The organism is Pedobacter africanus, assembly GCF_900176535.1.
In the GTDB taxonomy this organism is placed as follows: domain Bacteria; phylum Bacteroidota; class Bacteroidia; order Sphingobacteriales; family Sphingobacteriaceae; genus Pedobacter; species Pedobacter africanus.
Window position 1 is genome coordinate 2892800 of sequence record NZ_FWXT01000001.1, and the last position, 22157, is coordinate 2914956.

A 22157-nucleotide genomic window follows, 5' to 3' on the forward strand; every position below is an offset into this window, starting at 1 on the left:
ATGTACGATATGAAATATTTTATAAAAAGGAGCTGGGCAGCAAGGGTCGCCATCCTTATTATTTTTTCTGTATTAAGTGCCTGTAAAGACTATCTGGATATTATTCCTGATAATATCCCTACCATAGACAATTCTTTTACGATGCGTACAGAGGCCGAGAAATACCTGTACACCTGTTATTCCTATATGCCTAAAGATGGCAATCTGGAACAGGACCCCTCACTACTTGGCGGGGATGAGATCTGGGCAATCGACGGCCCTCCTAAACCCAACTTTAACCATACCATTTTTAATATTGCCCAAGGCCGTCAGGCGACTATAAACCCTGTTGGAGAAAACATCTGGGTAAACCTATATCGGGCATTGCGCGATTGTAATATCTTTCTGGAGAACATTGGTAAAGTGCCCGACCTGAGCGAAGAAGAAAGGGACCAGTGGATTGCAGAGGTTAAATTTCTGAAAGCCTATTATCATTTCTACCTGGTTAGAATGTACGGGCCAGTTCCCCTGATCAAAGAAAATTTACCTGTTGAGGTTGATATTTCGTCTGTTAAAATTTCGAGGGCGCCTGTCGACGCCTGTTTCGCTTATATCGTGCAGCTTATTGATGAGGGCAAGGACGATCTTCCTCCGGTTGTCGCCGACCCGGTTAAAATGCTGGGCAGAATCACAAAGCCTATTGCCTATGCTTTAAAAGCCAAGGTGCTGGTTACTGCAGCAAGCCCGTTATTTAACGGAAATTCGGAACAGGCTACCCTAAAAAATCCCGATGGTACCCAGCTCTTCAATCAGCAGGTGATGCCTGCAAAATGGGATGCTGCGGCCCTGGCCTGCAAAGAGGCTATTGACATTTGTGAGGCCGCAGGTCACCGCCTTTATAAATTTGACCGTGCAAACTCAACTTTTGTGCTTACAGATCAGATCGTTCAGCAGCTGTCGCTCAGAAATGCTTTCACTGAAAGGTGGAACCCCGAAATTATCTGGGCAAACACCCAGAGCCTTTCGGCGAACACACAGTTGCAGGCCACACCGAACGTAGATTTTCGATATCAGGACAATAATGTTATCGGTTATGAACTTGCCCCACCCCTGAAAATAGTGGATATGTTTTATACCAAAAATGGCATCCCGATAGAGGAAGACCTTCAGTGGAACATCAACCAGCCAGCGGTACGGGCCGGAACACCAGCAGATCAGCGGTACATTAAACTTAATTATGAAACTTCCTCTATTAATTTTGACCGCGAGCCTCGCTTTTATGCCAGCCTTGGTTTTGATGGCGGGGTATGGTATGGCCAGGGTTATTATACGGATGCTACCCCTACCGGAACTTATTATGTCTCGGCAAAAAAAGGACAGCCCAATGGCAAGGGAAAGCCAGACTTTGGCTCGGTGACGGGTTATTTCATTAAAAAATACGTGCATTTCCAGAATACCCAGGGGGCATCGGCAGGTGATTACAGCATCAACAACTATCCATGGCCTATTTTCCGACTGGCTCAACTGTACCTGCTGTATGCAGAAGCGCTGAACGAAAAAAGCGGTCCTGCTGCAGAGGTATATAAGTACATTAACCTTGTGCGGGAAAGAGCAGGGCTGCCGGCTGTAGAGGTTGCCTGGCCTACCTATTCCAGCAATAAGACCAAACATTTAACCCCTACAGGTTTAAGGGAAATCATTCACCGCGAAGAGCTCATCGAGCTGGCATTTGAGGGCGCACGTTTCTGGGATTTGAGAAGATGGAAAGAAGCGCCCCAGGAATATGTCAAGCCTATTCAAGGCTGGGATATTGAGCAGTCGAGCACCAGCTTGTATTACCGCAAAAGGCTGATTTTCTCGCCAAGGTTCGGATTGAAGGATTATTTCTGGCCTATCCGCGACAATACCATATTAAACAATAGAAATTTAGTTCAGAACATAGGCTGGTAGCTTATCATTATAAATAGCATTGTTATGAAAAAAATAGCATACCTCATTATTGGCCTGTTCATAGCGGCAGGTTTGCAAGGCTGTAAAGAAGACCCACGGCTGGATCATCATGATACCAATGCTCCTGCGCCTGCACAGGTAACAGACTTTAAGCAGGAAAATACCCCGGGAGGGGCAAATATCATTTACCGGTTAAATGCAGATGTTAATCTGGCGTACCTGAAGGCGGTATATGAAATCCAGCCCGGTGTTTTTAAAGAAACCAAATCCTCAGTATATACCGACACACTTAAACTGGAGGGTTTTGGCGATACCAGGGAGTACGACATCAAAATCTATAGTGTAGGCAAAAACGAAAAGGAATCAGCCCCGGTTATTGTTAAGATCAAACCTCTCCCTCCACCTGTTGAGCTCGCTTTTAATGATCTGAGCATTGAGCCGGGTTTTGGTGGGGTAAAGGTGAGGGTTAAAAATGAGCTGCAGGCCAGCCTTGCCATAGTGATTGATGCCGATACATCCGGAAGCGGATTGCTTAGGCCCCTGCAAACATTTTATACCAAATCTGCTGCCGGATCTTATTCTGTCCGGGGCCTTACCGCTACGCCTAAAAAATTCTCTGTTTACCTTCGCGATCGCTGGGGAAATAAGTCGCAGGCCATTGTAAAGGACCTTACACCGTTGTTTGAACAGCGTGTTCCCAAGCCCTTTGCCATGTATGCACTGCCAACCGATCAGGCTGCGCTTGCGCCCAATGTGCTTGCCAATATATGGGATGGCCTGGTTAACCTGAACATTTATGCATCTGCAAATAACTCACCTATTCCACAGTGGTTCACGGTCGATCTTAAAATTCCTGTGGTATTGAGCCGAATGAAAATGCATCAGCGCACACCTCCCTATACCTATACCGGGGCCAATGTAAAAGTGTTTGAATTGTATGGATCCAATGCGCCTGCCCTCGATGGCAGTTGGGCTTCCTGGACGCTCATTGGTAAATTCGACTCTTTTAAACCTTCGGGCAGTGTAGGTGTAACCAAGGAAGATGAGGCTTACGGCTTTACCAATGGCGAAGATTTTGAAATGCCGGATACACCACCGGCTTATCGCTATCTGCGTTTTAAAACCTTGGAAACCTGGGGCGGAACCGGACAGGTTACCCTGGCGGAAATCACTTTTTGGGGCAAACTATAAATTAAAACAGTCAGAAAATGAAAATCAGAATATATTTATCAATTGTATTGCCTGGCATTTTTATGCTTTCTGTGCTCTCCGCCTGTAAAAGAATGGATAGTACATATGATCAGTATGTGGTGCCCAATGGCATCATCTACCCCGGAAAAGCCACCGCGCCAAGTCTCAAGTCAGGATATAACCGCGTACAGATCTCCTGGTTGCGGGGCACCGATCCAAAGGTGGTCAGGGCAAGGATTTATTGGAACAATTTTACGGATTCAGTAGAAGTTCCTGTTCCGGCAAACCAGGAGGTGATCACGCACACCATCTCCAATCTTTCAGAAGACTACTACAGCTTCACGATCAAAACATTTGATAAAGATGGTCATGTATCAGTTCCGGTTGAGGTATCGGGAAATGTTTTTGGCGAGCGATACCGCGCTACATTGCTAAACCGCGTGGTATTATCGTCAACAATTAACCTGGCAAATGTACTTACGCTTCAGTTTGAACCCGCCTTGCCCGGCAGCACCATTGTCAAATCAGAAGTGGAATATACCAGTACCTCTGGGGTTTCGAAAACCGTGACAGTTTTACCAGGGGTCTCGTTGCTGCAACTAACCGACTATAAGCTGGAAACCGGCTATAAGTTAAGAACCCAGCATTTAAGCCCCATTGCAATGGATCCACTTTATGCTGCTGATCAGCTGGTGGAAAACTTTTTGCTTAACAAAACAGAATGGAAGGTGATCGATTTTTCTTCGCAAAACCCCGACGCCAATAACGTTAGTGTCCCGGCAAATATGATTGATGGAAATCCTGCTACACGTTGGCTTACCCTGGCCAGCACCTCAAAATATCCACATCACATTACCGTTGATCTGGGCGCGGCAAGAACTGTGAAAACAGTAAGCCTTTGGCGTTGGGTGCAGGCCGCACCTGACGAACGTGGGCCTAACGTGGTACAGTTTTTTGGAAGCGCAAACAACACCACATGGAATGATCTGGGGACGTATAATTTCGACCGTTTAACCAATAACGAACAAATCTATGCCCTTCCCGCTTCAACACAGTTCCGTTACCTTAAAGTTGTTGCCATCAGCGGCCCTCAAACTTATGTCATTCTGGGAGAAGTAAATGTAACCGTGAAGTAATATGAACATAAAATGTAAACTATCCAGGCTCTGCTATCTGCTGTTATCCATACTGCTGACGGGCTGCGCATCGCAGGAAAAAAACTTCAAGTCAGATCCTGCGCTGCTGGTCCGGATTGACAGTAATTTTGCCAGTGCTGGCAGACAGTACCATCTGCTAATGAAAAACCTGCCGCCCGGGCAGTTCCCGAAAACCTATTATCCCCTCACAGGAAAGTTTGAAGCCTGTAAGTCCGACTGGTGGGTAAGCGGTTTTTACCCTGGCTCGCTCCTATACATTTACGAGCAGACCAAAGACCGCACGTTATTGGATGAAACCCGGCGCATTTTAAAGCTACTTGAAAAAGAGAAAAACAACAGGACCACGCACGACCTTGGCTTTATGATGTATTGTAGCTTTGGACAGGCAAATGCCATTAGCCCGCAACCCGGTTACAAAGAAGTTCTGATCGAAAGTGCAAAATCCCTGGCCAGTCGTTTTAATCCTAAAGTGGGTTGCATCCAGTCCTGGGACGCCAAGCCGGATGAGTTCCTGGTCATCATCGATAATATGATGAACCTGGAATTGCTTTTCTGGGCAGCGCGCGAGACCGGGGATTCCAGCTATTATAACATAGCAGTAACCCATGCCAATACCACTATGAAAAACCATTTCAGGTCAGATTACAGTTCTTATCATGTGCTCAACTACCATCCCGAAACTGGTGCTGTACAACAGAAAAGGACAGATCAGGGCTATGCTGATGAGTCGGCCTGGGCACGTGGGCAAGCATGGGGATTATATGGCTATACCCTGATGTATCGTGAAACCAAAGACCATAAATACCTGGATCAGGCCAACCATATTGCTGCATTTATCCTGAAAAACCTGCCGGATGACAAAGTCCCTTACTGGGATTTTAATGCCCCCGATATTCCAGCGGCATTAAGAGATGCCTCTGCAGGAGCGATCATTGCCTCGGCATTACTGGAACTCTGTAGTTACAATAAAGGTCAAAATGCACAGATCTTTTTCAAAACTGCAGAAAAAATAATCAATACACTGTCTTCTGATCGGTATACAGCCGCCGAAAAGAGCAATGGGGGATTTATTCTTAAACATGGTGTAGGGCATATGCCCAAAAGGTCAGAAATTGATGTGCCGCTTACTTACGGCGATTACTATTACCTGGAAGCCATGAAACGATACAAAAGTTATGCAGATTAACTTGCTTCATTTAAAGTGAAATATCATGAAAAGTTTAACCAGAATAGTCTTTTTGCTTGCTGCAGCACTTCCCCTGATGAGGGGATATGCACAGAAAAAAAATGGTGTACCGCACGATACAAGGTTTAGTGGTTATCCCTCGAGGGCTGCGGACTTCGATGTGCGTCCGGGCTTTACCAATCCACCACGGGGTTACGGCAATGTACCCTTCTTTTGGTGGAACGGGGATACACTCTCACGCAAACGCCTGACAGAACAGCTCGATATCCTTAAAGAATCCGCTACGGATGGTTTTGCAGTGAGTTATCTGCATACGGATCCTAAAGGCGCTGATGCCGAGTTAAACAAAAAAATGGGCTACGGACTTTATGGACGGACAGAGCCCGGTAACCCAGCTGTGTATTCTGATGAATGGTGGAAGACATGGAATTGGTTTTCAGGGGAAGCTGCTAAAAGAGGTATGGCCGTTGGCCTCGACGATTATACTATTGGCTGGGTAGGCAATGGGTATTCCACTGACGAAGTACGTGACCTGGAAAAGTTCAGGTCCTATAAAGGGACCCTGGTGATAAAAATCGATACAGTAAAGGCGGGGGGCTCACTAAAAAAGCTGCTCCCGCCAGACCTGGTCAGCCTTACTGCCTGGCCGGTTAATGGCGTAAAAGGTAAGTCCGTATATATTGACCTGAAGGCCAAAGTTAAAAACGGGGGCATCGATTTTAAAGCCCCCCGCAGTGGCGATTGGAAGGTTTACACGATAGTAGCAGCCAACAATTATATGCTACACCCCGATCATGGCAGAGAACTGGTAAAGCACTATTTTCAACGGTTTGAAGATAAAATGGACGCACAGGGGCGAAAAGGCATGAATTACTTTTTTCAGGATGAACTTTTTATCCCTTTCAACATGAATACCTGGTCGGAAGATTTTGCGGTACAATTCAGCCGCATAAAAGGTTATGACGTGCTGCCCTATCTTCCTGCTTTAAAAGAAGATATCGGGGCCATTACCCCTAAAATACGGATGGACTATGCCGATGTACTGATGGAACTGGCAGAAGAAAGATATTTTAAACCCGTTTACAACTGGCATGCCAGCCGGGGCCTTATTTATGGCTCAGATAACCTGGACAGGGGCTTGGAACCGCTCAATTATGTAGATTATTTTCGGGTAGAGAGCTGGTATACCGCGCCTGGAAACGATGCTCCGGCCCGGGGCTCTTCGTTTATCCAAACGAAGGTATCAAGCTCGGTTGCTCACCTATACAAGCGTCCGCGCACATGGCTCGAGGCTTTTCACAGCATGGGCTGGGGTAGTAGCGGTGAATGGCTGACAGAACAGCTCGACCATCATTTTATAGCGGGAGGGAACCTCATTTGTATGCATGGACTCTATTACACCACGCATGGCGGATGGTGGGAGTGGGCACCGCCCGATTTTCACTACCGCATGCCCTACTGGCCGCACATGAAGAAATGGCTGGAATATGGCGAGCGTTTGAGTTACCTAATGAGCCAGGGCACCCATGTTAGCGATATTGCCTTAATGTACCCTACCGAACCGATGCAGGCTTTTCCTGGCAGTAGGCCGGATGTAAGTTTTGCCACTGCAAAAACACTAAGCAATGCCGGGCTGGATTATGACTTTATGGATTACAGGTCACTTCTTAAAACAGAGATCAGTGACAAATCGCTGAAGGTCTCAGACATGTCTTATAAAGTACTTATACTGCCTGATATGAAGGCGATGCACTATGAAGCCCTGCAGCAGGCATTAAATTTTTACCGCAAAGGAGGAATCGTAGTGGCTACAGGCAGCTTACCTATGGCCAGTACGCGCAAAGGTAGTGACGATCCAGAGGTTGATGCCCTTGTAAAGGAAATCTTTGGCCTAACGGCGAAGGAGCAGGAGGCGGGTAAAAAAGCAGGTATTCATCAGAACGCGGCCGGCGGTAAGGGTTTACTTGCGGATACACTGAACATTGCTGCCTTGGTGGCACAGCACATTACACCTGATTTTATTCCAGGGGAAGGCGGTGGTAAGGTATTGCACAGAAAGATCGGTAACAAAGACCTTTACATGACCATGAATGTAAAACCTGGCAATGAAGTTTTTTATCGGGTACAGGGGCGCCCCGAATTGTGGGACGCCAAAACTGGTGAAACCAAAGTTCTGCCTGTTGTAAAGCAGACAACAGCAGGCACTTATATCCGCTCGGAAGTGGGCTACACAAATTCTTCAATCATTGTCTTTTCTCCTGGAAATGCGGTTATTGAAAGCAAAAAACAGGCTGAAGCTGTAGTTGCTGACCGAATTCAGCTCAAAGGAGATTGGAAAATAGAATTTCTGCCTACGATGAATAACAAATGGGGAGATTTCCGCTTGCCGGCTTTTGATGGGCTGATCAGCACTGAGGCCCGGACCTTTAAATTTAGTACTAAGGCCGGTGCCGCCCCCGACTGGACCGCGAAGTCTTTTGTCGATGACAACTGGCAGGAAGGGATTTATGATTACGGCTACCAGATGCAGTGGCTGCTGGATTCCACTTCCAATAATTTTGAGGCTTTAGTCGACCAGGCGCTTAATGATAAACTTGATGGCTGGAAACCTTATCGCTTCAGTTGGCGTTTTGGTGTCTGGGATCACCCGGGCCCTCAAGGTTACCACGGACTAAAGGCCAGGGTAAACGACGGTTTCCTTATTCTGGATGGGGCTGGTGATCATCTTTTTAAAACCTATGTTTATGCCCCTCAGGAGCAGTTGTATCATGTTGAGCTGGGTGAACGGCTGCCCGATCGTTTTTATGTGGATGGTAAAGCTTTAAAAGACACTAAGATTAAATTAAGTAAAGGCTGGCACGCTGTTTTGGCGGCTTATACCGGCGTGCCTAAAAAAGGATATAAGAGAGGGCCAAACTCCCGTGATGAACGTCCCAGAAGCGCAATTGTATTTTTGCCGGCTGCAAATCCGCTTCCGGAAAAAGTGTCTCCTTATTCCAGCATACTTGCCATGCGCTGGTACCAGGCATCGCACCTTCGGTTTGATCCTGCCAGGGGCGAAAACAAAACCTATTGTTACCGTTTTAAATCCACACCAGGCCTGGAGAAAATGGAAATGGGTATTTATGGTAAAAAACCTGCGGTTTGGATTGAGGGTAAACAACTGAATGAAAAATACGTAACACTGCTGAAAACTGAAGCAGGTTTAAATACTTATAGCATAGTTATGCCTGTTAAACATGAAAAGGTAGTTGAAGTGGCTATGCAGATCGAAACCGAACCGGGTATTCAGGATGTGGCCGTATTTCCTTTTCCTATAAAGCTATTTTGCCATACGGGCTTGCTGGAAGCCGGTGATTGGGCATCAACCGGACAAATGCTGCATTACTCTGGTGGTTTGTATTACCGGAAAACTTTAACCCTGAGCGAAGCACAGCTCAAGAAGGAAATCTTCCTTGATTTAGGTGAAGTGGTAGCCACTTGCGCCCTCAGGGTGAATGGACAGGAAGTGACGACAATGATGTCCCCTCCTTATAAAGCAGAGATCACTAAATTCCTGAAAGCAGGAGACAATCAGCTGGAGGTTTTGGTATACAGCACCTTGTCCAATCATTACCAGACCATTCCATCAGCCTATCGCGGAATCCCTCGCGCCGGGCTGATCGGACCTGTTGTACTTGAGCTGGGGAAGTAAAAGGGCTAAATGTAAAATGGCCGTGTCAACATAATCACACGGCCATTTACCTATTGCAATGAATTTAACTCAATAGCTCCTGCAGATCGCGATCTGCCGTTGGTATTTTTTTCAGGAAATCATCAAAACCAGCATTTTCCTGCGATGTGTACATGCCGTAGGCATCCAGGATATAACCAATCTGGCCGTCCTTGTCCTCCAATAAATAAAGTACAGAGTTATCGCCCGGATCAGAATCACCTTCAAAACGGTAGGTTTTTATAATGGTCAGGTCTTCCGGATTATAGATCTTATTGACACCAACCCCCTGCATTTTGCCATGGTCGGTCATTTTAATTTCGTTATCCAGGCCTTTGGTTCTCAGTTTTTCTAAAATCTGGCTCAATGTGTTCATTTCTATAGGATGTTCCATGGTTTCTATTTTTTGTAATAGAACAGCGGGGGAGTGAAATAGTTTTAGCACAAATCGGTTTATCCTCGATCCGGCTTTGAGACTGGTTTGAGATTGCCTTTATTTTAAATCAAAGAATAGCCTTTCTTAAAACACTCTTTATACAATTGCTAATTGTTTAAATATTGTATGAATAATGTTTAAGCATTGTATTAACATTGTATAAACCTTAAACGAAACTGCTACAGATCCCTGACTAACTTGCGGAAAAAATGCTGATTTTAGAGATAAAAAAAGCCTTTCTATTTGTGCAGAAAGGCTTTCATTATTTTGCTGACTATTTTTTATAAATCAAAAGCAGTTTTTACTTTATCTACAAAATCCAGTTTTTCCCATGTGAACAGCTCAACGGTAACTGATTTTTCTTCACCGTTAGGTGATCTGAAAACCTTGGTTACGGTTTCCGGCTTGCGGCCCATGTGTCCGTAAGCAGCAGTTTCGCTATAAATCGGGTTCCTCAGTTTCAGGCGCTGCTCAATGAAATAAGGGCGCATATCAAATATACCTTCAACGATCTTAGCGATCTCTCCATCGGTTTTATTCACTTTGGAAGTACCGTAGGTATTGATATAGATACCCATAGGCTGCGCCACACCAATGGCATAACTTACCTGCACCAGAATCTCATCTGCAACACCGGCAGCAACCAGGTTTTTGGCAATGTGACGGGTAGCATAAGCTGCGCTTCTGTCTACCTTGCTCGGGTCTTTTCCAGAGAAAGCACCACCACCATGGGCACCTTTACCACCATAAGTATCCACAATGATCTTACGTCCGGTTAAACCGGTATCCCCATGCGGCCCTCCGATCACGAACTTGCCGGTAGGGTTGATGTGGTATTGGATCTTATCGTTGAATAAATGAGCGTATTGAGGGTATTTGGCAATGATGCGCGGGATCAGGATCTCTACCAGGTCTTTTTTGATCTTGGCCAGCATTTTAGTTTCTTCATCAAAGTCATCGTGCTGGGTAGAAATTACAATGGCATCAATACGGACAGGTTTGTTGTCGTCTGAATACTCCAGGGTTACCTGCGATTTGGCATCCGGGCGTAAATAAGTGATTTCCTTATTTTCGCGTCTTAAGATAGCCAGTTCCTGCAAAAGGGTATGGGAAAGGTCTAATGCCAGTGGCATATAGTTTTCGGTTTCATTGGTGGCGTAGCCAAACATCATGCCCTGGTCGCCCGCACCCTGCTCTTCTTTGCTGGAACGGTCTACCCCCTGGTTAATGTCCTGGCTTTGTTCATGTATGGCCGAAAGGATCCCGCAGGAGTTGGCTTCAAACATATACTCACTTTTGGTGTAACCGATTTTGCGGATCACCTCGCGGGCAATCTGCTGCACATCCAGGTAAGTGGTAGATTTTACTTCACCAGCTAAAATCACCTGACCGGTAGTTACCAGGGTTTCACAGGCTACTTTAGATTCGGCATCAAAGGCCAGGAAGTTGTCAATTAGGGCGTCCGAAATCTGATCTGCGATCTTATCAGGGTGCCCTTCTGAAACAGATTCTGATGTAAATAAATACGACATTTTAAATAATCAATTTAATGAGTAAACAATTATTAAAATGGAAGATGACCCTGTAAACAGGCGGTAAAATGAAGTGTATGACAGGTTAGCACTTTTTTTTACGTGGTTGCAATCCCGCTATTTTTAGATAGCATCGCAAATCAGTCCACTTTAGTGCCGCAAAATTACATTATATATTTAAATAGTCAAAAAATATCGATTATTTTGTAGATTAATATAACCGGGAAAGGCTTTGTCAAAATCGAATATCTTATTTATTATCAATCCCATATCCGGCGGAAAGGATAAGCTCAGGATTCCTGGGCTGATTGACGCGAATTTAGACCGGCAGAAATTTAATCCAAATTTCGCTTTTACTGAATACATTGGCCATGCTTCTGAAATAGCCGAAGAGGCTGCAAACAAAAATTTTGACATCATTGTGGCCGTTGGCGGGGATGGGACGATCAATGAAGTAGGTACCAAAGTGATGCAACAGCATAAAATACTTGGAATACTGCCTTTTGGCTCGGGAAACGGTCTGGCCAGGTTCCTGAGGATACCCATGAATACGGTAAAAGCCATAAAGGTGATCAACGACCTCCGGGTCAGGCAAATCGATACTGCAACATTTAACGACAAGCATTTTTTTAACATGGCCGGAATGGGGTTTGATGCCCATATCAGTTCTGTATTTGCCGGAAATAAAGGCAGGGGCCTGAGCGGTTATTTAAAGCTGGGCCTTCGCGAAGTGCTGAGCTACAAGCCGCAAACCTACCATATTGTAATCGATGGAAAGGAATATGTACGGACAGCCTTTGTGATCAGTCTGGCCAATTCATCGCAGTATGGGAACAATGCGCATATTGCACCTGCCGCCTCTGTTACCGATGGCTTGCTGGATATTTGCATTGTTAAGGAATTTCCGATGTACAAGCTGCCGGTGCTGGCTTATGAAATGCTGAATTCCAAGACAGACAATTCAAATCTGGTGGAAATCATAAAAGGGGAAAATATACGCATCCGCAGGCCAAAGGACGATGCAATCCATATCGATGGTGAACCCTTTTTTATGGGCCAGGAGATTGCTGCATCAATTCAACCTTTGTCCTTAAACATCATTACACCAGATTATGAAGGCTAAAAAGAAAACATTGAACGATTTTGGTGGGATTATGTATTCTACCGACCCTTCTTTTATTTATGAAGACCAAAATGCAGGCCCGGCCGAAGAGCTGGCAAATAACCAGCAGGACCTTAGGGTTATGCTGGACCGCAAGAACCGCGGGGGGAAAGCGGTGACCTTGGTAACTGGCTTTATTGGAAGTGATGAAGCGCTGGATAAACTTGGGAAAATGCTGAAAAGCAAGTGCGGTGTAGGTGGGTCGGCCAAGGACGGAGAGATTTTAATACAGGGCGATTTCAGGGATAAAGTGTTGCTGCTGCTCCAAAAAGAAGGCTATAAAGCAAAAAAATCTGGCGGTTAAAAGCTAAATATGAAATCGTTTTAAATTACTGGTATACAGGTAGTTGTGTGTTAGTGTACCGGCGACAATAAGTAAATTTTTCGGGCAAAATCATGTTTTTTCCCTTTTAATCTGTATAACTTTGCCGGACTAACTTATTTATTTATGAGCAAAGCTTTTATGCTTAAGCCTGATTTGAACTATCTGAACCTGGATTCGGACAGGGCATTATATCAGCTTAATGTAGCAGAACTGGTTGAAGAAGCCTTGAAGAACGGAGAAGGCACGCTTGCCGATACCGGTGCATTGGCGATCGATACGGGAAAATTTACCGGCCGTTCACCTAAAGACAGATTTATTGTTTGTGACGCCATTACCGAGCGTGCGGTATGGTGGGGTGACATCAACATCAAATTTGACCCGACAAAATTCAACTCACTTTTTGAGAAGATCACCACTTACATGAACAAAAGTGATTTTTATGTAAGGGATGCTTATGCCTGCGCAGATGAGCAGTATAAAACTACCATCAGGGTAGTTACAGAAACTGCTTATCAGAATCTTTTTGCGAATAACCTGTTTTTGCGCCCTATAGCTGAAGAATTGGGTTCAAGACCAGAGTGGACCATCATTGCTGCTCCCACCTTCCTGGCCGATCCGGATGTGGATGGCACCCGACAGTCGAATTTTTCGATCCTGAATTTTACCAGGAAAATGATCATTATTGGTGGCTCTGGTTATACCGGGGAAATCAAGAAAGGGATATTCTCTGTACTTAATTTTGTTTTACCTGAACAGCGGAACACCTTATCCATGCATTGCTCGGCCAATGTAGGCAAGGACGGAGACACGGCGATCTTTTTTGGACTGTCGGGCACCGGGAAAACCACACTTTCTGCTGATCCGGAACGTGGCCTGATTGGCGACGATGAGCATGGCTGGAGCGAGAACAGCGTTTTTAACTTTGAAGGCGGTTGTTATGCAAAATGTGTGGACCTGACTGCTGAAAAAGAGCCTCAGATCTTTAACGCCATTAAATTTGGATCTTTACTGGAAAATATCAATTATTTTCCGGGCACACATACTGTTGATTTTTCGAATATCGATAAGACAGAGAATACAAGGGTGGCTTATCCGATTCATTATATCGACAATGCCATCATTCCTTCAATTGCGGGAATGCCAAAAAATATTTTCTTTTTAACTGCAGATGCCTTTGGCGTGCTGCCTCCCATTTCCAAACTGAGTGCAGGGCAGGCGATGTTCCATTTCGTATCGGGTTATACAGCTAAGGTTGCAGGAACCGAGGCGGGTGTTACTGAACCTCAGCTTACTTTCTCGGCCTGCTTTGGAAAGGCTTTTTTACCGCTGCACCCTATACGTTATGCCAGCTTGCTGGGAGAAAAGATGCGCAAGCATCAGGTTAACGTATGGCTCGTCAATACCGGTTGGAGCGGCGGTGCGTATGGTGTAGGAAAACGGATGAAGCTGGCTTATACCCGTGCCATGATTACAGCAGCGCTGCACGGTGAGTTTGAAAATATAGCTTTCGAGGCCGATCCGGTATTTGGACTCCATATGCCATTGAGTTGCCCTGGTGTTCCTTCTGAAATACTGAACCCAAGAAATACCTGGACAGATGCAAAGGAATATGATCAGAAGGCCAACGAACTTGCCGGGGCATTTATAAATAACTTTAAACAGTTTGAAGCTGATGCGAGCGAAGAAATGCTGGCATCCCTGCCTAAAGTTGTTGAAAACACACATTAAAAGCATTTTTTTTACGAAAAATTTGCATTTCAATTTTTTTTTAGTTTTAATTGCGAAAGATTGTCTCCCCACCGAGGCAATCTTTTTTAATTATAACTAATACGTGAGGGGAAATACTCGGGGAATAGACTAACGATTATTTAATTTGGAATTAAAATCAAAATTATAATTTTGTTGTTACAACAATTGTTTATAATGGTCGTTGTGTGTATTACGGAATATTTAATCTAATTTTAAAAAACAAAGTACTAAAAACTAAAAAACTAAAAAAAAATGGCAAACGCACCAAAACCTACAACAGTAAAGAAAGAGAGCTCGTCAGCTTCAAATTTATTCGCAACCTTAACAATTCCTATTTGTATCATCATCGGAATCTGTGTTTACAAATTCATCTTCGGTGATAGGGGCAACTTTATCGACGGCGCTGATCCTGATTTGCACGATACACTACCGAAAGTAGGTAACTATATGGGTATGGCTTACAAAGGCGGAGTGATCGTACCTATACTTTTAGGGATGTTCCTGATGGTAATCGTATTCTCTATTGAGCGTATGATCGTGATCAGCAAAGCTACCGGCAAAAGCGGATTAGATTCATTTGTTAAAAAAATCCAGTCACTTTTAAATTCTAATAACATCGAGGCTGCTATGGCAGAATGCGATAAACAACAAGGTTCTGTTGCAAACGTTATCAAATCAGGTTTGAAAAAATACCGTGAGATGGAAGTAGAACCTAATATGGATACAGATCAGAAATGTTTAGCTATTCAAAAAGACATCGAAGAAGCAACTACTTTAGAAATGCCAATGTTAGAGCAAAACTTAACTGTAATTGCTACCTTGGTATCTGTAGGTACATTGACCGGTCTATTGGGTACAGTAACAGGTATGATCAAGGCCTTTGGTGGTTTGGCCAACTCTGGTGCTCCGGATCAGGCTGCGCTTGCAACTGGTATCTCTGAGGCTTTGATTAACACGGCTACTGGTATCGGTACTTCTACCTTCGCGATCATCATGTACAACATCCTTACTTCTAAAATTGATAAGTTAACTTACGCAATTGACGAAGCTGGTTTCAGCATCATCCAGACTTACGCTAGTACGCATAAATAAAAAATAATGAATTTTTTTTACCGGCTTTATGGAAAACCGGAAGAATAAACATCATTAGTAAAAACATTAATAATTTTTAAATTATGCCAAGAGCAAAGGTTCAGAGAAAGAGTACTTCGATAGATATGACCGCCATGTGCGACGTATCTTTCCTATTGCTTACTTTCTTTATATTAACAGCGACAGCACGTCAGCCTGACCCTCTGGATGTAACCATTCCTTCATCGACTTATAAGCTTAAGGTCCCTGATACGGATATGGGTATATTATCTATTGGAAAAGGTAAAGTGTTTTATGAGATTGTGGGACAGGATGTAAGAAAAGCTACCTTGCCTAAAATGGGGGAGAAATACGGCATTCAGTTTACTCCTGAAGAAATTCAGCGATTTGGGGTAGTAGGCTCTTTCGGGGTTCCAATCCAGAATTTAAAGCAGTTTCTAGCTATGAATGCTGACCAGAGGAAAAAGTTTCAGGAAACATCTGCTGGGATACCTGCTGATTCCACCAACAACCAGCTTGCTGAATGGTTGATGCAGTCCCGTCATTCAGTTGCTGAATTGCATTCTACACAGATGCGTGTGAGTATTAAGGGTGATGCGAATGAAGAATATCCTACTGTTAAAAAGATAGTTGACATTCTTCAGAAGCAGAAAATTAACAAATTTAGTTTAATTACGTCTGCCGAAGGCGGAGCGCAATAATTATATAACATGGCAGAATTAGATACCTCCAGCGGGGGTGGCAAAAAAGGCGGGAAAGTAAGAACCAAGAAAGCGAATACCAAGGTAGATTTAACTGCCATGGTGGATCTGGCCTTCTTGCTGATCACCTTCTTTATGTTAACCACCTCCCTGTCGAAACCGATAGCAATGGATATTGCAAAGCCTGATAAGGACGATAACTCCCAGGAGCGGAACGAACTGCGTGCATCTGAAACGATGACAATTTTGTTGGGTAAAAACAATAAGGTTGCATGGTATATGGGCGAGGCAGGAAAATCAACGCCTAATATTGAGAGTTTTTCTGATATTAGGAAAACAATACTTGACAATAAAAAGAAGGTAGCAGATGCTACGGGTGGCAGACAGATCATTATGGTGATCAAGCCTACTTCCGGGGCAACTTATAAGAACTTTGTTGACATTATGGACGAGTTGGCGATCACCAAGATCACTACCGCGCCTGCAATTGATGACGAGAACATTACTGATGCTGAAAAAGATTTCATGAAACAAGGTGGAATTTTATAATAAAATAATTAACGATATTAAATAGTAGGCTATGTTTGGTTCTAAAATAGATTTATTAAAAACAGAATGGCTTGACGTAGTATTTGCGAATAAGAACAAGAAATATGGAGCCTATGAGCTGCGTAGGGAAAGTTCCTCCATTACTACAAGGGCCTTATTGATATCAGCAACTGCGTTTGTGCTGTTATTCATCTCGCCGAAGATCTTTAGCTTGATCAAAGGCAAGCTGCCTGAAGATGAGGTAGTGAAACAGGTTGAGGTAGTGGTTGCACCCCCTCCACCGGTAAACCCGGAGACCCCTCCGCCGCCACCGGTTGAGCCTCCGCCACCAAAACAAGACCAGGTAAAATTCCCTCCTCCGATTGTAAAACCGGATAATGAGGTGGTAGATAAAGAGCCTGTTCAGATTGAAGATTTGAAAAAAGCTGATCCGGGTCAGAAAACGATTGCCGGTGACCCTGATGCTGACATTGTGATTGCCGGACCTGTAGGGGACGGGCCTAAACAGGCAGCAGTTGTAGAGGACACCAAAGTTTATGACTTTGTGAGTATCGAAACCCAGCCAAGCTTTCCGGGTGGTATGGACAAATTCTATGCCTACCTGAAAAAAACGGTAAGGTATCCTGCAATGGCCCAGGAAAATAACATTCAAGGTAAAGTGTTTATGTCTTTCGTTGTGGAAAAGAATGGTGCATTGACCGACATTAAAGTGGAAAGAAAACTTGGTGGCGGTACCGATGAGGAAGCCATTAGGGTATTGAAAGAAAGTCCGCGTTGGACTCCAGGTATCCAGAATGGTAAACCTGTACGTGTAAAATACAACATTCCAATCAGCTTTACGTTATCGAATTAAGAATGTTTAATCTTGAAACATTTAAACAGAAATCGCCTCAACAGCGATTTCTGTTCATTTTAGGCCTGGTCATGTTCCTTTTTTACATGGTATTGGGCAGCATGCTAATTTTTGGGACAAAGCTATTAAGCGAGTTTCAGCCCAAATACCGGATTATGCTGGGTTGTTTGTTGATCGTGTATGGAGTGATCCGGTTCATCCGTTTAATGAACCAGAAGCCGGAAGAATAAGCGTATAGCGTTAACCCCTCTTTGCTCAAATAAATTAAAATATCATTTTCAATGAAAAACCTTGGTTTTATCCTTTTATTGACTGTATTTGTTGCCTGCAAGCAAAAGCCAAAACCGGTAGATGCCGTAGAGCAAACACGTACATCCGGTAACGTAGAGATTTTGGTTGATGAGTCTTTCTCTAAAGTGCTTGCCGATCAGATCGAAGTATTTAAAACGGATTATGCGAATGCGGAGTTTAAGATCAGGGAGGGGAATGAACAACAAATTATCCCTACTTTTTTAAATGACAGTGTCAGGGTAATCGTTTTGTCGAGAATGCTGACCAAAGATGAGGACAATAGCTACAGAAAGCGGAGTATTGTCCCTAAAACATCAAGATTTGCAATTGACGGGATCGCTTTAATTACGGATAAGGAAAACCCGGACTCAAATATTACCGTAAATGAAGTGATAGCGGTTTTAAAGGGGACTTCGACCAGTGGCAAGCAATTGGTGTTTGATAACGCTTATTCGAGCACTTTAAGATATTTTAAAGAGCTTGCAGGTATAAATAGCCTTCCTGCTAAAGGTGTTTATACTTTAAAGACAAATAATGATGTAATTAAGTATATTGCGAAAAATAGGGGGATAATTGGTGTGCTAGGCGTCAACTGGCTGATGACCAATGATGACAGTATGTCAGCCGAGTTGGCTAAGGTAAAACAGATGGGGGTTAAGAATTTAAAAGGGAAAAAGGGGGATGATGCGTTTTATAAGCCTGTTCAGGCGAATTTGATCAGCGGCATTTATCCGTTTTTAAGAAATGTATATTTCATTGATGCTCAGGGTAGAGATGGTTTAGGCACAGGTTTTGCAAACTGGTTAGTAAGCCAGAGGGGACAATTGATTGTACTTAAATCCGGACTAGGTCCGCATAAACTGACTTCAAGAGATTTTAATTTTAAGAATACGAACTAAATTTTATATTTGAACCACGAAGCACGTAAACGGTGCTTTGTATGAACTAAAAATCAATAGACGAACCATGAAAATGACAAAGAAAGCAATAACCTTAGGTTTAGGGTTGGTAGTGATGGGTTCTGCCTCTTTTGCTCAGAGCTTAAACGACGCGAAGAAGGCGATAGATGCCGAACAGTATCAGAAAGCGGCTTCTATGCTGAAAACATTGGTAAATTCACAAGCCTCTAAAGGTGAGAATTACTATAGTTTAGGCGAAGTTTACCTTAAAATGGACTACGTAGATTCGGCACGTGCGGTATTTACCAGAGGAGTAACTGCAGATCCAAAAAATTCACTGAATTATATCGGTTTGGGAGAAGCAGATTTGCTGTCAAATAATGCCGCTTCGGCAAAGACAAACTTTGCAAAAGCGGTAGAAGTATCTTCTAAAAAAGATTACATCCCGCAATTGTATATCGGAAAAGCTTATATCTCTACAGATAAGCCTGACTTTGAGGCGGCATTGCCTTATTTGCAAAAGGCAGATGAACTGGATGCCAATGATAAGGATGCAGAAACTTTTGTTGCTTTAGGTGATTATTATGCCTTGCAAAATAAAAACTCTGAAGCCTTGCAGAATTATATGAGGGCAATGAACATCAACGAGAACCTTTTGAGGGCCCCTGTTCAGATTGGCCGGATGTATAAAGATTCGAGGGCCTTTCCAGAGTCGGAAGAGCGTCTGAAAGAAGCGATTGCTAAAGATGCGAACTATGGCCCTGCTTACAGGGAGCTGGCAGAACTTTACATGCAATGGGCTAATCAGGTGCCTGCTGAATTTGCAACAAAGTCAGCTCAGGCATTGGAGAATTACAAGAAGTATCTGGATCTTACTGATAAATCTTTTGAATCTAAATTGCGCTATGCTCAGTTTTTATTTTATGCAGGAGACTTTAAAACCCTGGAGCAGGTAACTTCAGAGATTGCTGCAGCATCTACAAATGATCCTAAATTACCTGTAGTGTTAAGGCTGCGTGGTTATTCTGCATTTGAAAATAAAAATTATCCTGCCAGTTTGCAGTATATGAACGACTATTTTGCGAAAGTGGACAAGAGCCGGATTATTGCTTCCGATTATCTATATTTAGGGAAGGCACAAGCTCAGAACAAACAAGATAGTTTAGCCGTAATAAACCTCACCAAAGCTGTTGAAATGGATTCTACAAAAGCGGAGGCATTGGCGGAGGTGGCTAAAAGTTACTATGATGCGAAAAATTATCCAAAGGCGATTGCGACTTACGATATCGTAAACAAATACAATCCTAATGGAAAAGGTTCTTTGTATAATTACTATTACCAGGGGCTAGCAGGATATTTCCTTTATGGACAAGGTTATAGTGCAAAAACCAATCCGTCAAAAGATCTTTTGGTTAAAGCGGATGCTGCTTTTGCAAGTTTGCTGAAAGGTGCCCCAGGTACTATTGATGCCATACTCTGGAGGGCAAGGGTTGCAAACTTTATGGATAGTGATACAGATCCTAAAGGCTTGAAGCTGCCTTATTATCAGCAATACCTGGATTCGGCTGAAGCGCGTGTGGCTAAAAATGTACAGCCAGCCCCATCACCGAAAAGCATGGTTGAGGCTTACAACCAAATTGCAGGTTTTGCCGCTTATAAAGAAGATAAAGCAAAAGCGAAACTGTACTGGGATAAAGCTTTGGCTTTAGATCCTCAGAATGCTACAGCTCAGGAAGGATTAAAACAGCTGGCCGGACCAGCTCCTAAGGCACCGGTTAAGAAAAAGTAATAAATTGAGTAATAAAATGAAAAGGCAGGGTTGTTATCCTGCCTTTTTGTTTTATTTTTGTTCCAAATTATTGTCAAATGGAAACACAAAGTGTACCTGTAGATTTTTTACCCATTATATTTCAAGTTGTTGTTGCTTTAGGTTTTGTGGTTACCACACTTATTGCTACCCACTTTTTAGGCCCTAAAAGAAAAACCAAAGATAAACTGGAGACTTTTGAAGCAGGGATAAAAACAATTGGTAATGCGCGTCAGCCTTTCTCTATCAAGTATTTTCTGGTAGCTATCCTCTTCGTGTTGTTTGATGTTGAGGTGATCTTTATGTATCCATGGGCGGTGAATTTCCGGGATCTGGGCATGACCGGAATGATAGAAATGTTTGTATTTATGGGCACCCTTTTACTAGGCTTTATATACGTATTGAAGAAGAAAGCACTGGATTGGAATTAGTCTATTTAGATCGTTTCTAAATGCTGATGATGTAAATCATTTGCATCAAAAAATTGTAAATTTGTGGTTCATTCTTTAAAGGAATGAACCTTTTTCGTTTTTTATCATGAGTGACATCAATATAGTAGACGCGCCGCCAGGCATAGAAGGATCTGGGTTTTTTGCAACCTCCCTTGATAAAGTTATTGGTTTGGCTCGCTCGCATTCCTTATGGCCTCTGCCATTTGCCACTTCTTGTTGCGGTATTGAGTTTATGGCAACAATGGGTTCTCATTATGATTTTGGTCGTTTTGGATCTGAACGCTTAAGTTTTTCGCCCCGTCAGGCAGATCTGCTTATGGTGATGGGTACCATTGCAAAAAAAATGGCGCCGGTTTTAAAACAGGTTTATCTGCAGATGGCCGAGCCACGTTGGGTAATGGCCGTTGGCGCCTGTGCGTCGAGCGGGGGTATATTTGATACTTACTCTGTATTGCAGGGTATAGATGAGATTATTCCTGTCGATGTGTATGTGCCGGGCTGTCCTCCAAGGCCTGAAGCCATTCTGGATGGCTTTGGTAAGATCCAGGAGCTGGTTAAAAATGAATCTTCAAGAAGGAGAAATTCTGAGCAGTATAAGGAAATGTTGGCTTCATACGGAATACTATAATGGCAGAAGTAACTAATCAGACAGTAATTGAGTCGTTAAGCGCAAAGTTTGGGGATAAAGTGACTAATGTGAATGAGCCTTATGGTTTGCTTACTTTTGAAACTACCAAAGATGTAATTATTGAAGTGCTGAGATTTTTGAAGGAAAATGACGCTAGGGGCTTTAGTTTCCTTACAGACATTACAGCAGTACACTACCCGGAAAAAAAGCATGGCATTGCCGTGGTTTATCACCTGCACAACATGGTAAGCAGGATCAGGGTAAGGGTAAAGGTGTTTATAGATGAACAGCATCCTACAATCCCTACAGCAACTGTGCTGTGGAATGGCGCCAACTGGATGGAACGCGAAACGTATGATCTGTTCGGTGTAAAATTTGAAGGGCACCCGGATTTGAGAAGGATTTTGAATATGGACGACCTGGGTGTGCACCCGATGCTGAAGCAATATCCTTTGGAGGATCCGAACAGAGTAGATAAAAAAGACGAATACTTTGGTAGATAAGTA

General features: G+C 43.6%; 20 protein-coding genes. 18 read left to right on the forward strand and 2 right to left on the reverse strand.

The genetic code is table 11. The features are described 5' to 3' along the window. Positions 1–9: 9 nt before the first annotated feature. The 5 genes from B9A91_RS12080 to B9A91_RS12100 are packed head-to-tail and all read left to right on the forward strand — an operon-like array spanning position 10 to position 9157. Positions 10–1929 carry a RagB/SusD family nutrient uptake outer membrane protein gene (locus B9A91_RS12080; protein ID WP_084239693.1) on the forward strand — a complete coding sequence of 640 codons (1920 nt, stop codon included), beginning with the start codon at positions 10–12 and terminating at the stop codon, positions 1927–1929. Positions 1930–1953: 24 nt separating this feature from the next. Further along, on the forward strand, positions 1954–3120 hold the full coding sequence (locus B9A91_RS12085; RefSeq protein WP_084238824.1) for a DUF5000 domain-containing lipoprotein: 1167 nt from the start codon (positions 1954–1956) through the stop codon (positions 3118–3120). A gap of 17 nt (positions 3121–3137) precedes the next feature. Then, positions 3138–4256 carry a DUF4998 domain-containing protein gene (locus tag B9A91_RS12090; RefSeq protein ID WP_084238826.1) on the forward strand — a complete coding sequence of 373 codons (1119 nt, stop codon included), beginning with the start codon at positions 3138–3140 and terminating at the stop codon, positions 4254–4256. A 1-nt stretch (position 4257) separates the two neighbouring features. Further along, positions 4258–5463, forward strand: coding sequence for a glycoside hydrolase family 88 protein (locus B9A91_RS12095; protein ID WP_084238828.1), 1206 nt, complete (start codon positions 4258–4260; stop codon positions 5461–5463). 25 nt (positions 5464–5488) lie between these two features. Further along, entirely contained in the window at positions 5489–9157 is a 3669-nt protein-coding gene (locus tag B9A91_RS12100) for a glycosyl hydrolase (RefSeq protein ID WP_084238830.1), read from the forward strand. Between the two features lie 64 nt (positions 9158–9221). On the opposite strand, the gene B9A91_RS12105 is transcribed toward B9A91_RS12100, so the two are convergent. Beyond that, positions 9222–9569: a hypothetical protein gene (locus tag B9A91_RS12105; protein ID WP_084238832.1), complete on the reverse strand. Its 348-nt coding sequence runs from the start codon at positions 9567–9569 to the stop codon at positions 9222–9224. Between the two features lie 323 nt (positions 9570–9892). Beyond that, a complete protein-coding gene (gene metK / locus B9A91_RS12110; RefSeq protein WP_084238834.1) occupies positions 9893–11143 on the reverse strand; it encodes a methionine adenosyltransferase in 1251 nt (416 codons plus the stop codon). A gap of 232 nt (positions 11144–11375) precedes the next feature. Between metK and B9A91_RS12115 the strand changes: the two genes are divergently transcribed. From B9A91_RS12115 to B9A91_RS12175, 13 genes are all read left to right on the forward strand, one after another. Further along, positions 11376–12266, forward strand: coding sequence for a diacylglycerol/lipid kinase family protein (locus tag B9A91_RS12115; RefSeq protein WP_084238836.1), 891 nt, complete (start codon positions 11376–11378; stop codon positions 12264–12266). Next, on the forward strand, positions 12256–12609 hold the full coding sequence (locus tag B9A91_RS12120) for a translation initiation factor (protein ID WP_084238838.1): 354 nt from the start codon (positions 12256–12258) through the stop codon (positions 12607–12609). The genes B9A91_RS12115 and B9A91_RS12120 overlap by 11 nt, the downstream gene beginning before the upstream one ends. Positions 12610–12753: 144 nt before the next feature. Then, positions 12754–14358 carry a phosphoenolpyruvate carboxykinase (ATP) gene (gene pckA, locus B9A91_RS12125; protein ID WP_084238840.1) on the forward strand — a complete coding sequence of 535 codons (1605 nt, stop codon included), beginning with the start codon at positions 12754–12756 and terminating at the stop codon, positions 14356–14358. 273 nt (positions 14359–14631) lie between these two features. Further along, on the forward strand, positions 14632–15471 hold the full coding sequence (locus B9A91_RS12130) for a MotA/TolQ/ExbB proton channel family protein (RefSeq protein ID WP_084238842.1): 840 nt from the start codon (positions 14632–14634) through the stop codon (positions 15469–15471). A gap of 83 nt (positions 15472–15554) precedes the next feature. Continuing rightward, on the forward strand, positions 15555–16172 hold the full coding sequence (locus tag B9A91_RS12135) for an ExbD/TolR family protein (protein ID WP_084238843.1): 618 nt from the start codon (positions 15555–15557) through the stop codon (positions 16170–16172). Positions 16173–16181: 9 nt separating this feature from the next. Further along, positions 16182–16721 carry an ExbD/TolR family protein gene (locus B9A91_RS12140; protein WP_084238845.1) on the forward strand — a complete coding sequence of 180 codons (540 nt, stop codon included), beginning with the start codon at positions 16182–16184 and terminating at the stop codon, positions 16719–16721. 31 nt (positions 16722–16752) lie between these two features. Further along, the gene (locus B9A91_RS12145) at positions 16753–17574 is read left to right on the forward strand and encodes an energy transducer TonB (protein WP_084238846.1); all 822 of its coding nucleotides are present in this window, start codon (positions 16753–16755) and stop codon (positions 17572–17574) included. Between the two features lie 2 nt (positions 17575–17576). Beyond that, positions 17577–17804, forward strand: coding sequence for a hypothetical protein (locus tag B9A91_RS12150; protein ID WP_084238848.1), 228 nt, complete (start codon positions 17577–17579; stop codon positions 17802–17804). A gap of 51 nt (positions 17805–17855) precedes the next feature. Next, positions 17856–18764 carry a substrate-binding domain-containing protein gene (locus tag B9A91_RS12155; RefSeq protein WP_084238850.1) on the forward strand — a complete coding sequence of 303 codons (909 nt, stop codon included), beginning with the start codon at positions 17856–17858 and terminating at the stop codon, positions 18762–18764. Positions 18765–18831: 67 nt separating this feature from the next. Beyond that, entirely contained in the window at positions 18832–20553 is a 1722-nt protein-coding gene (locus B9A91_RS12160; RefSeq protein WP_084238852.1) for a tetratricopeptide repeat protein, read from the forward strand. A gap of 77 nt (positions 20554–20630) precedes the next feature. Further along, entirely contained in the window at positions 20631–21002 is a 372-nt protein-coding gene (locus B9A91_RS12165) for an NADH-quinone oxidoreductase subunit A (RefSeq protein ID WP_084238854.1), read from the forward strand. Positions 21003–21108: 106 nt separating this feature from the next. Next, entirely contained in the window at positions 21109–21651 is a 543-nt protein-coding gene (locus tag B9A91_RS12170) for an NADH-quinone oxidoreductase subunit B (RefSeq protein ID WP_084238856.1), read from the forward strand. Further along, positions 21651–22154 carry an NADH-quinone oxidoreductase subunit C gene (locus B9A91_RS12175; protein WP_084238858.1) on the forward strand — a complete coding sequence of 168 codons (504 nt, stop codon included), beginning with the start codon at positions 21651–21653 and terminating at the stop codon, positions 22152–22154. The genes B9A91_RS12170 and B9A91_RS12175 overlap by 1 nt, the downstream gene beginning before the upstream one ends. The last annotated feature ends 3 nt before the right edge of the window (positions 22155–22157 follow it).